The 11,475-nt window shown below is 48.3% G+C and carries 11 protein-coding genes; 6 read left to right on the forward strand and 5 right to left on the reverse strand.

Annotated features, from left to right (window positions below; all coding sequences use genetic code 11):
- Positions 1-235 precede the first annotated feature (235 nt).
- Positions 236-721, reverse strand: coding sequence for an Hsp20/alpha crystallin family protein (locus FP815_06840; protein ID MBA3014657.1), 486 nt, complete (start codon positions 719-721; stop codon positions 236-238).
- Between the two features lie 334 nt (positions 722-1,055).
- On the opposite strand from FP815_06840, the gene FP815_06845 reads away from it, so the two are divergent.
- A complete protein-coding gene (locus FP815_06845; GenBank protein ID MBA3014658.1) occupies positions 1,056-1,661 on the forward strand; it encodes a hypothetical protein in 606 nt (201 codons plus the stop codon).
- A gap of 276 nt (positions 1,662-1,937) precedes the next feature.
- Here the strand turns inward: FP815_06845 and FP815_06850 are convergent, their stop codons facing one another.
- From FP815_06850 to FP815_06865, 4 genes are all read right to left on the reverse strand, one after another.
- Positions 1,938-2,768 carry an ABC transporter permease gene (locus FP815_06850; protein MBA3014659.1) on the reverse strand — a complete coding sequence of 277 codons (831 nt, stop codon included), beginning with the start codon at positions 2,766-2,768 and terminating at the stop codon, positions 1,938-1,940.
- Positions 2,768-3,970 (reverse strand): ABC transporter substrate-binding protein, encoded by a 1,203-nt coding sequence (locus FP815_06855; protein MBA3014660.1) that lies wholly within the window; start codon positions 3,968-3,970, stop codon positions 2,768-2,770. Before FP815_06855 ends, FP815_06850 begins: the two co-directional genes overlap by 1 nt.
- Positions 3,945-4,742, reverse strand: coding sequence for an ABC transporter ATP-binding protein (locus tag FP815_06860; protein MBA3014661.1), 798 nt, complete (start codon positions 4,740-4,742; stop codon positions 3,945-3,947). Before FP815_06860 ends, FP815_06855 begins: the two co-directional genes overlap by 26 nt.
- A 78-nt stretch (positions 4,743-4,820) precedes the next feature.
- Positions 4,821-6,377 (reverse strand): response regulator, encoded by a 1,557-nt coding sequence (locus FP815_06865; protein MBA3014662.1) that lies wholly within the window; start codon positions 6,375-6,377, stop codon positions 4,821-4,823.
- Positions 6,378-6,856: 479 nt separating this feature from the next.
- Between FP815_06865 and FP815_06870 the strand changes: the two genes are divergently transcribed.
- The 5 genes from FP815_06870 (at position 6,857) to FP815_06890 (ending at position 11,473) form a co-directional block, all read left to right on the forward strand.
- Positions 6,857-7,231, forward strand: a complete 375-nt coding sequence (locus tag FP815_06870) for a helix-turn-helix domain-containing protein (protein ID MBA3014663.1) — start codon at positions 6,857-6,859, stop codon at positions 7,229-7,231.
- 46 nt (positions 7,232-7,277) lie between these two features.
- A complete protein-coding gene (locus tag FP815_06875; GenBank protein MBA3014664.1) occupies positions 7,278-8,567 on the forward strand; it encodes a bifunctional O-acetylhomoserine aminocarboxypropyltransferase/cysteine synthase in 1,290 nt (429 codons plus the stop codon).
- A gap of 81 nt (positions 8,568-8,648) precedes the next feature.
- Entirely contained in the window at positions 8,649-9,782 is a 1,134-nt protein-coding gene (locus tag FP815_06880; GenBank protein MBA3014665.1) for a homoserine O-acetyltransferase, read from the forward strand.
- 120 nt (positions 9,783-9,902) lie between these two features.
- The gene (gene metW / locus FP815_06885) at positions 9,903-10,514 is read left to right on the forward strand and encodes a methionine biosynthesis protein MetW (protein ID MBA3014666.1); all 612 of its coding nucleotides are present in this window, start codon (positions 9,903-9,905) and stop codon (positions 10,512-10,514) included.
- Positions 10,511-11,473, forward strand: coding sequence for a serine acetyltransferase (locus FP815_06890; protein ID MBA3014667.1), 963 nt, complete (start codon positions 10,511-10,513; stop codon positions 11,471-11,473). The genes metW and FP815_06890 overlap by 4 nt, the downstream gene beginning before the upstream one ends.
- Positions 11,474-11,475 lie beyond the last annotated feature (2 nt).

Consider the following 11,475-nt stretch of genomic DNA (forward strand, 5'->3'; position numbering starts at 1 on the left):
CTACTGCAAATTCGTAAAACCGGCCCATATCTCCATGAATTTTCGTTAAATAGCCCTGCTATTCGCCTCAAATTCATGAATATCTGGTCACAATTTTACGAATTTTCGCTACGATTCTCTAAGTCCGACAGGCTCCTAGGGCCTAAATGAAAAAAGGGAAGGCCGGAACCTTTTCAGGATCCGGCCTTCCCTTGGTATCAACCGCTTTTACTACCGGTTGTTATGTGGAGTTACCTTAACTAATTAAGATCTGCTTCGGCTTCCGTTCCTCCGGCTTTGGAACTTCCAGATGAAGAATACCATCCTTATACTCGGCCTTGATTAATCCAGGATCCACAGCTTCCGGCAAGGTGAAACTCCTTTCAAAGGATCCAACAAACATCTCGCGGCGATAATACGAGTTTTCGTTCTCTTCTGTTTCGACCTTGCGTGTTCCTTTCAAGTTCAGTACCCGACCATCAACGTCGATCTTGATATCATTTTTTTCTACACCTGGCAGCTCTGCCTTAATGATAAAGGCCTCTTTTGTATCGTAGATATCAACCCTCGGCGCCCAAACCCGTTCCTGAACCTCCTGCCTCTCAGACGGCAAGAATGGCTCCTCAAAGAAGTGTGTTAATAGTCTGTTAAAATTCCTCAGTTCATTCGTTGGGTTCCATTTCATCAGTTCCATAGCATCCTCCTCATTTTTTCTTTTCATTTTCACTCTTTTAATCCCCAAACATCTTAGTCCTACCTATTCCGATGTTTACCGGCTCCTCCCGGTAATTAAAAAGTAATGACTATTCGCTTAATGTCAATAGCGCCATGTCACAAAAAGTTTTCATTACTATTTGTTGTTTGTTGACAATCAGTAATGAAAAAATTACTGTATAATCAGTACCAGTTCAGGTTGACGATTTTAAGGATTATGGTCAGTCATAATTTATCATAATAGTGCACAATCTCAGTTCATGATCAGCCAGTGGCAAGGCCCATTAACTGTCAACAGCAAACCGACAACCTTAGCGCCAACAAAAACTACTCGCTCAAACTAAACCCACACGAGACTCTCCATGAAACATGACAAAACGCCAAGCAACAGCGCCGATATAGGGTTGGCAATGACGACGGCAAATAACCTGCGGGGCAAGCAATCAGTACGAGCTACCTTCAAACTTCCAAAGGATACCATCGATGCAGTCAGCCTCGTTGCTGCGCATCTCGGCATCAAACAAAAATCGCTTTTTGATCATTTGATTGACGACATGAATGCCTTGGAATCAATGAAAACAACCCTTAATAAAGCAGACAGATCCAACAACAAAAGAATCCAGAAAACGTATGTGATCAGCCGAAGATCGCTAGACTCTCTTGAGCAGGCCTCGAAAGTGTTTAACACCTCGCGAGACCTGTTGGTGGAATTCTCGGTGCAACGCCTACTGCCAATGATCGAAATAGAACGACAGCAGCACGAGAAAAGAAAAGAAGTGCTATCAGCGTTACACTGTCAAACAGTAACCGCAAAGCAGTTATGGCAAAAAACCTGCCTGGAGCTTGGAGATAACGATTTTGTTTCAGAGAAAATAGCAGTGGCGGCCAAGGCCTTAGAAGTTGCAGAACGGCTCGTGGCAGAGTGTGTGGAGCAAGGGCGAATCATCGAAGCCCTCGGTAGCGATTAAAGACACAGAAAAAAAGGTAACTATCCAGCAACACCACATCTGCTTTGTCATAAGCCTGCTCACATAGACGGGCTATAGTTCGCAGGCTTATTTCGCGCATCTGTAGCGCTGCTGGACAGTTACAGTTCCCGACATCTGCTTATTTTGCGGATTGAACTGGATAGTTATAAAAAAAGTAAGTTATTCTCACTGACAACCTGATACGAAACTCCGAACCTATCCTCAGATCCAAGCGCTATCCAAACATATTACATCGTTTTGCTCCCCTTCGTTCTCTCAGTCGACCCAGTTCCACCGAAAGACTCGCTGTATCAACTGAATACTGCCATCCAAGATAAAACCAATCATACCGATGGCCATGACTATTGCCATCAAACGATCATACTCCATGGTATCCCTGGCATCATTGATGATATAACCAAGTCCGCTTGAGATCCCCAGAAACTCCACCGGCACCAATACAATCCAGGCGACACCAAGCGCCAGACGCAAACTGGTAAGAATATAAGGAACCGAGGCAGGGACCACGATATACAATAAGACTTGAACATCTGTAGCCCCCTGGTTCTTAGCCATTCTAATCCATTGCGGGTTAACCCGAGAAACTCCCAGACTGGAATTTAAAACGATAGGCCAGATTGTAGCCATGGTGATCAAAAAATAAATGGCGGATTCAAATGTAGCAAAAACCAGAAGGGCAATCGGCATCCATGAGAGAGGGCTGATCATTCGGACAAACTGAATTGGGACATAGGTGGCCGTGCGCAGTTGCCTGAAATATCCGATCAGCAACCCCAAGGGTAATCCCAGAACAAAGGCAATGCCAATTCCCACGGTGACACGACGAAGACTGGCAAGAACCGATGGCCAGAATTGAAGATCAAATAAAAGTCTCCCCAATGCCTTAATCGTCGCCACGGGCAGAAAACCTGAAAACTGGCCAAAATGCGGCCTGTTAAACAAATAATTGCCACCAATAGCCCACACCAAAAAGAAGCCGGCAATCCCCGCAGCCGCCAACAAAAGGTGCGGCAAGCCATAGCGATTATTACTCCAATCAGCCCACACCCCCCGGTGCTTTACCACATATTTGGCAATCGACTTCATCAAAGATCAATCACTTCCTGACGATCCCAAGGATGCTCGAGATTGATCTCCTCAAACATACCCGCCCCGCCCACCATATCAATCGCCCTTTTGACAAAGGACTCATCTACCAGGTCCCGGCTAACAAAATCCGCATCCAACCGCGACAGGAAACTACGATCACCCTCCATCTCCGTACCTCGCATAGCCTGCACAATAAATCGGGTCGCCGATGGATAGGGATATGGCTGAAAACTGATCCGACTATTCTGCCAGGAGGGATGTCGAATAGCGGTAGGTTGGGCCGGAGCACCGTATTCCTCAAGCGAATAATGGGTAAAAACACGGAGCAAAGTCTGCTCGTCAACGGGCAGATACCCCTCTCCTTCTTTAGACAAAATGCGGGCCGTTTGAACAGGATTCTGCTTAACCCATAACTGCGCCCGGACAATCCCATTTATCACCTTCTGCACGAATATCGGATCCTCTTTAATTAATGCTTCAAGCATCACCACTACACAACAGGGGTGATTCCGCCAAATATCCCCGGTAAACCGCATAATCCGGGCGTTCATTTTGATCTCACCCAAGGCATTAAACGGCTCTGCAACAACATACCCGTCGATCTTGCGCCCCGCGAGACCGGCAGGCATCTCTGGAGGAGAAAGGATAAAGAGATTTACCTGATTCTTGGCTAAGGCCAAGCTCTGAGGCTGAATCACAGGGACAAGCCCTACCTTCCGGAGTCCCATCTGCAGGATGATGTTATGCATCGAGTACCAATAGGGCACAGCAATATGCTTGCCACCCAAATCCTCAAACCCGTTGATCCCGGCATCTGATCGCACCGTAATCGCGCTGCCGTTGGTATGGTCCCACGCCAAGACCTTGACTGGGGTTTGATTCTTGAAACGCATCCAGATTGGCATCGGGAGGAGCAAATGAGTTACGTCAAACTTGCCTCCCAAAAACGATTCCGCCAGGCTTGACCAGTTACGAATCCGAATTGGCCGTTCAGTAATCAATCCTTCATCCTTGAAATATCCATTCGCATGGGCAATAAGCAAGGGCGTGGCATCGGTGATCGGAAGATATCCGATAGAAAGCCGCTTTTGGGTCTGGGCAATGGCCCGCCTCCCCATAGAGGGCAGGAGCAACGAACCAGCCACTCCAACCGCTGTTTTGAGTATTTGGCGCCTATTTACGGACATCACACGCCTCATGAATCGGAAACTGAGGGCCCACAGTAGTTGCCGCTCGTAACTGATTAATAATTGTCGCCCTAAGAGTAAAGAAGGAATGACTGGAGATATCCCTGGGATACGGCAGATCAATCTCGTGAACTGAAAGTACCTCGGCAGGCCTGCCACCTAAGACGATCACTTTTTCTCCGACAATCAACGCCTCATCAACATCATGGGTGACAAGAATAATTGTGAATCTTCTTTCACGCCAAACCCCAATCAGCTCGTTCTGCAACCTGGCTCTGTTGCATATATCAAGAAAACCAAAGGGCTCATCAAGAAGAAGGAGCTGCGGTTGCCCGATCAAAGCCCGAGCCAGACAAACTCGCTGAGCCATGCCGACAGACAGTTCGGTCGGATGCCTGTTCTCAAAACCGACCAAACCGATCAGTCTAATCAAGTCGTTCACCCTGGCATCAAGATTATCTCTATCGCCCCGGAGGCGGCAGCCGAACGATATATTTTCCTTCACCGTCAACCAGGGCAGCAAACTCGGTTGCTGAAAAAGGATGGTGCGCTCAGGGGAGGGACCAGTAACAGTAATTCCATCCGCCCTTACCTCTCCACTAGTTATGGGTATCAACCCTGCCAGCAGACTCAGCAAAGTTGACTTGCCACACCCAGACTCTCCAAGCAACACCGTAAATGATCCGGACTCGATGACAAAATCAAGTCCGCTGAAAACCGGAAAAGACTTCGCCTTGGACAGAGGAAATGATTGCGAAAGATCAATAGTTTCAATCTTCAACAAACACCCCTAGGACCAATTGACCCATTCTGCAAAATTTCAACAACCTTCGTATCCGACTAAAGATTCGACAAAAATCGATCAAGGAGCCCCTCCAGCTGGTTCATTATGATATCCATAGATCTCTTCAAGAGCGTCATCCACCCGTTTTCCTTTGGCAAAACAAGCAATACTGATAGTTGCCTTAATTTCCCATTGCCGACTTGACTCAGCAAGTACCTCCCGACAAGCGCCTGCAAGTTTTTCAAGAATAACTGGATCGATCTCGGAATAAATCAAATAGTCAGACCCCCGACGCAGCAGCATCAGGGCATTAATAGGAATGGCATATTCAAGCAAGGTATCTTCAACCAGGTTATGAAAGAAATGTCCTATTTGATCAAGAATCGTATCTGCCTTGGCATAACCAATACGGCAATTCAGCTCTTTCAGTTCATTGAAGTCGGCTTTTACTATGTGATAATGTTGTGACTCCCGACAAAGTCCTCCTGCACCCTCAAGGGCCGCAAGATAGCGATAATTATAAAAATCACTCAGTGGCTCGCGGAAATAGGTCTTGCGCCTAAACAACTCCAAACTGGACAGATAACCTGAAGCCAAATCAAGATGAATCTGCAAGGGGTCCCAGTCAATAGTGACCTTTTCCAGAATCCGGACCATTGAATCTAAACACTTGCCTTGATCGGCGTCTTCGCGCAAAATCGACAGCGCCTTTTCTCGGCTCATTGGCTGTTTATAGGGACGACGGGCAACAAGCGCCTCATACACATCTGCAACCATGACGATTTTCACTAAATCGTCAATCTCATCTCCCGTGGCGCCATCAGGATAACCGCTCCCATCCAGTCGTTCATGATGCTGCCTGATGATCAGAGCCAACCGCCCATCCGCAAATCGATCAGTAAATAACTGCCCCCCAATCAGCGGGTGGTACTCCATGATTTGACGATCCTCCTTATCAAATCGCCCAGGCTTCAACAAAACATCATCCGGAATGGCAACCTTGCCGATATCATGAACCAAACACCCAAGCTCAAGGATCTCAAGATCCTTACTGCCAAGACCAACTTCCCGACCCATCCTGACGGAAATCGCCGCTACCCGGAGAGCGTGCTCAGAGGTGTAATGATCACGGCTGGCGAGGAGTTCCCCCATGGTCTCAAAGAGATGACGCACCTCAATAGCTTTGGCACAAAGCTCCTTCTGACTATCAATAAGTTGGTGGGTTTTGCTCTCAAGCAACGCTTGGAGATGTTCACGATACGCCTTAAGCTGAAGATGCGTTTTAACCCTGGCCTTAAGTAACTCGACTCTGACCGGCTTACTGATATAATCTGCTGCCCCCAGGATCAACCCCTTTTCTTCTTGCTGCGGTTGAGATAGAGCTGTGACCATAATAATCGGAATATCCTTGGTTCTCTCATCTTGTTTAAGCCGGGAACAGAACTCATATCCGTCCATCTCGGGCATCATCAGATCAGAGAGGATCAGATCAGGCTTCAGCCCTTGATCAATAAGAATCAAAGCCTCAAACGCTGAATATACCGATACGATACTGTACAACGGGGAAAGAACCCCGTGTAGGAATCGACTAACGACCTCATCGTCATCAACAATCAAAATTGTTTCATGAACCATTCACTTGTCCTTCGGTGTTAGAAGCTGCCGCATAGATAATCTCTTTTTTTATATCACAAGAACCTTCTTTTGTGTAGCGATCCCTCAAAAAACATCCCCGATGGCTTCGTTAATATGCACAGGATTCAAAAAGTCCGAAGGTTCGATACAGAGCGAAACAGAACCATCACAGCTGGACCCACTACAAACACCCATCCCAAGCGATCAATAACTAGCAAATGTTAAAAGACATCAGCGCCAATGACAATAAAATTGTCCCACTGCACCCTGTTGAGTTATTTATTACATCACAGCCTTCACCAAAAGGCACTTGAACAAAATACCACGTTGTGGTATTTTTTGAATGTTCTCAACAAAACATCCTCACCAAGAGGACTACTCTAACTACGATTAACATTAAAATATATACGTATAAACAAAAAGTTACATAAAAAATAAGTCAAAAAATCAAACCAACATCCTCAACCCGCGAGAACTGTATGACCAGCAAAGAATTCCTTGAAGCCAGAAAGAAATTGGGGAAAACCCAAAAACAAATGGCAGAACTCCTTGGTGTTTCAATTAAGGCTGTACACAGTTACGAGCAGGGCTGGAGAACCATCCCTGCTCACGTGGAACGACAGATATTCTTTCTGCTCTCCCGCATTCGAATCGATGAGACAAAAACCAAACCGTGCTGGGTGATAAAAAAATGCCCGGCCAACCGACGAAAGCACTGCCCGGCCTGGGAATTCCAGGCGGGCAAACTGTGTTGGTTCATCAACGGAACTATTTGTGAATGCCAGGCAAAAAAAAGTTGGGAAGATAAAATGAGTGTATGCCGCCAGTGCGAGGTCCTCTCTTCCCTTCTGTAAGAATCTTCCCTTTTCCCATCACGACACCATCACTACAGGAACTCCCATGAGCGACTTATACGGATTTAACACTAAGGCCCTCCATAGCGGTTACACTCCAGACCCTGCCACCAGATCCAGGGCTATACCTATTCACCAGACTGCGTCCTACGTATTTAACAGCACGGAACAAGCAGCAAATCTCTTTGCCCTGAAAGCCCCGGACTTCCCCGGAGAAATCTATAATCGTTTCACCAATCCGACATACGAGGCGTTGGAGGCTCGAATCTCTGCACTGGAAGGGGGGCTGGCCGCAGCTGCCCTATCTTCGGGACAGGCGGCAACCTTCATGGCCCTTCTTACCATTGCTAACTGTGGAGATTCCATTGTCGCCTCGAAGACAATTTATGGCGGGACCTACACGCTTCTTGACTTGACGTTTCCCAAAAAATTCGGGATCAATGTCCGTTTTGTTGACCCTGATCCTGAGAACTTCAGAAACGCCATTGACCACACAACCAAGGCTATTTTTGCCGAAAGCATCGGCAATCCGAAACTGAACGTCCTCGACATCACCGGCGTAGCCAAAGTAGCCCACGAGGCCGGAATCCCGTTGGTCGTTGATAACACCTTTGCCACCCCTTTCCTTTGCCAACCCTTCCGTTTTGGGGCTGACCTCATTATCCATTCCGCCACCAAGTGGATTGGCGGTCACGGGACATCAATCGGAGGTTTAGTTGTCGATTCAGGAAAAACCAATTGGGACAGTGGCAAATTCCCAGAAATTACCGAAGATGATCCATCATACAGAGGCGGTCTTAACTACCTAAAAGAATTTGGCCAGCTGGCATATATCGTAAAACTGAAATCACGGTTCACTCGCGACCTTGGCCCCTGCATGAGTCCCTTTAATGCCTTCCTGTTTCTGCAAGGCCTTGAAACTCTAGCCCTCAGAATGGAGCGTCACTCCTCAAACGCCATGGCGGTCGCCAACTTTCTCACCACCCACAACAAGGTTGAAAAAACCATCTATCCCGGACTTTTGGACCACCCGACCCATGCCCTCGCTGTAAAATACCTGAGCCACGGCTTTGGCGGCATGGTCGGATTTGAAATCAAAGGCGGAGTACCCGCCGGGAGACGTTTCATCGAAGGGTTGCAACTCTTCTCGCATGTAGCTAATGTCGGAGACGCTAAATCCCTGGCCATTCATCCTGCAAGCACCACCCACTCGCAACTGACAGCAGAACAGCAGCAAGAAGCCGGTGTTTCCGAATCTTTCATCAGACTCTCTGTCGGCATCGAAAACATCGAGGATATTATTAAGGATCTGGACCACGCCTTGACTGTCGCTTAATAAAAAAAGGCGTAGCTCAATCATTCAAATAACATCCTGTTGAACATCAGCCTCCATCCCACCACGCAGCCCTTACACACTATGCAGAGTCAATCCCTCGGCCTTGTCGAAAAGAAATCCCTCTCCCTTCCCTCCCCTCTGGTGCTCGAAGGGGGAGATACCCTTGACAGAGTCACCCTGGCTTACGAAACCTATGGTCAGCTGAATCACGCCAAGAGCAACGCCATCCTGATCTGTCACGCTCTCTCCGGCGATGCCCACGCTGCAGGGTTTCATCAAGGATCAGACAAGGCTGGCTGGTGGGAGATTATGGTCGGTCCAGGAAAAGCTATCGATACGGATCGCTACTTCGTGATCTGTTCAAATATCCTTGGCAGCTGCATGGGTTCGACTGGCCCCTCGTCAATCAACCCCAAATCAGGCAAGTCGTATGGGCTTGCTTTTCCCGTGGTCACCATCGGTGACATGGTAAATGCCCAAAAAGCACTAATCGATCATCTTGGCATTACGAAACTTTTATCAATCATTGGTGGCTCCATCGGCGGAATGCAGACGCTTGAGTGGAGCATCCGCTACCCAGAGATGGTTTTTTCAGCAATCCCTCTGGCCACAACCCAACGCCATTCCGCACTGGCTATCGCCTTCAACGAGGTGGCCCGTCAGGCAATCATGGCTGACCCCAACTGGCGGGACGGCAATTATTACGGTGACAAGAAACCAGACATGGGCCTGGCGGTAGCCCGAATGATCGGACACATCACCTACCTTTCCGACACCGCCATGCGCAACAAATTCGGTCGTCGGCTCCAGAACAAGGACACCTTTTCCTTTAATTTCGGAGCTGACTTCCAAGTAGAGAGCTACCTGCGTCACCAAGGGAACAAATTCGTCAACCGTTTCGACGCCAACTCTTTTCTCTACATCACCAAGGCGGCCGACTATTTTGACCTGACCACCAGACAGGCAGTTGACCACCAATCTCCTTTTGCCAAAGCATTAGCCCGATACCTGGTGGTATCTTTCACCTCGGACTGGCTCTATCCAACCAGCAAGTCCAAAGCCATGGTCAAAGCCATGAAGAAACACAATATCGATGTCAGTTTCTGCGAAATTGAAGCTGAATGGGGGCATGACGCCTTTCTAATGCCAAATCCCCGTCTTAGTGATATGTTGAGCGGCTTCCTGGACCGAATGAACAAAGAATACCATCCATAGCCATCGCCTCATTGCCATCTCTGAAGTATAAAGATCACTCGAACATGACCCTAATCTTCTTTAGCCTCAACCAACAGATCGGATACAAATCCTGTCCGCACACAACACAGAACAACTCTCATGCGTTTTGACCTTGAAATAATCGCCTCATGGATCCCGCCAGGCGCCAGAATCCTGGATCTCGGCTGCGGCACAGGAGAACTCCTGAGCTTCCTACGTGATAAAAAAGAAGCGGCCTGTACCGGAATCGATTTCAGTGAGAACAATATCCAGCACTGTATCACCAAAGGGCTGTCCGTAATTCATGGTGACATCAATGAAGAGGTCATGGACTATGCTGACCAGGCATTCGATTATGTGATCCTCAGCCAAACCCTCCAGCAAGTTTACGAACCGGAAGCCTTACTTAATACCTTACTGCGAATCGGCAAAAATGTAGTAGTCAGCTTCCCCAATTTCAGTCACTGGAGATGCCGTTTACAACTTTTTTGGCAAGGGGAAGCCCCGACCACAAGTCAGCTCCCCTATTCGTGGTACAACAGCCCAAACATTCGGGTGATTACGATCAAAGACTTCCGGACCTTTGCCCTGAGTTCCGGATTCTCTATTCTAAAAGAGGTTGCCATCAATACTGACAACCAGGAACGCAAGGGCAGCATCATCAAAATCCTGCCCACAATCCGGGCGACCTATGGTATATTCTTGATTGGAGGAACATTTACAAACCGATGATAACACTCCCCACCGCCAATATCTGCATCGACGAAGAAGACGAGATCAGCCGTTTCTACGACGACATTCCTAAAGTTGTCCAACAACTCGTCTATGCCTGGGAACACAAAGAGGCCACTGAGCAGTTAGGCCCAATCCCCATGCCCTCCCATGAGTCCGTGGTGGGCTTGATCCACAAAATCCGCTGTATCCTTTTCCCTGGATATTTTTCGCCCACCATTCTTAACCGAAGCAACCTCGAGTACGTCATTGGCCAGGAAACCACGGAACTTTACGCCAACCTCAGCAAACAAATTGTCCTGGCCCTGCAGCACGACTGTTTCCGAACTCAACAATCCTGCACCCAATGCAAATATCGAGGACACCAGATTGCTCTCGAATTCATCCGTGACCTCCCCCGAATTGAGGCCATCCTCTCCACCGACATCAAAGCAGCGCTGGCTGGCGATCCGGCCGCCAAGGGACCAGACGAGGTCATCTTCAGCTACCCTGGACTACTCGGCATCTCTATTTACCGGATGGCCAACACCCTGTATCGCCTACAAGTCCCCTACCTGCCCAGAATCATGACCGAACATGCTCACACCTTGACCGGCATAGATATCCACCCCGGCGCGACCATTGGGGAGAGTTTCTTCATCGACCACGGCACCGGTATTGTTATCGGCGAAACTACAGAAATCGGCAATCGGGTCCGCCTCTATCAAGGTGTGACCTTAGGCGCCTTATCCCTGCCCCATGACGCCGGAGAACGTTACCGTAATATTAAACGGCACCCGACCATCGAGGACGATGTCATTATCTACGCCAACACTACGATCCTTGGCGGAGAGACTGTCATCGGCGCCCGTTCGGTCATCGGCGGCAATATTTGGCTTACCGAAAGCGTGCCTCCCGACACCAAGGTCCTGCTGAAACGTCCAGAACTCGCCTTTATTGGCAGAAACCACAAAAATTGAGC

The sequence above is a fragment of the Desulfobulbaceae bacterium genome, assembly GCA_013792005.1.
In the GTDB taxonomy this organism is placed as follows: Bacteria; Desulfobacterota; Desulfobulbia; order Desulfobulbales; family VMSU01; genus VMSU01.

What these genes read in the sequence shown, in the direction of transcription:
- FP815_06880 (MBA3014665.1), top strand. Translation starts at nt 8,649, where the DNA reads ATGCAGAGTCAATCCCTCGGCCTTGTCGAAAAGAAATCCCTCTCCCTT.
- FP815_06850 (MBA3014659.1), bottom strand. Translation starts at nt 2,768, where the DNA reads ATGAAGTCGATTGCCAAATATGTGGTAAAGCACCGGGGGGTGTGGGCT.
- FP815_06875 (MBA3014664.1), top strand. Translation starts at nt 7,278, where the DNA reads ATGAGCGACTTATACGGATTTAACACTAAGGCCCTCCATAGCGGTTAC.
- FP815_06865 (MBA3014662.1), bottom strand. Translation starts at nt 6,377, where the DNA reads ATGGTTCATGAAACAATTTTGATTGTTGATGACGATGAGGTCGTTAGT.
- metW (MBA3014666.1), top strand. Translation starts at nt 9,903, where the DNA reads ATGCGTTTTGACCTTGAAATAATCGCCTCATGGATCCCGCCAGGCGCC.
- FP815_06890 (MBA3014667.1), top strand. Translation starts at nt 10,511, where the DNA reads ATGATAACACTCCCCACCGCCAATATCTGCATCGACGAAGAAGACGAG.
- FP815_06870 (MBA3014663.1), top strand. Translation starts at nt 6,857, where the DNA reads ATGACCAGCAAAGAATTCCTTGAAGCCAGAAAGAAATTGGGGAAAACC.
- FP815_06845 (MBA3014658.1), top strand. Translation starts at nt 1,056, where the DNA reads ATGAAACATGACAAAACGCCAAGCAACAGCGCCGATATAGGGTTGGCA.
- FP815_06855 (MBA3014660.1), bottom strand. Translation starts at nt 3,970, where the DNA reads ATGAGGCGTGTGATGTCCGTAAATAGGCGCCAAATACTCAAAACAGCG.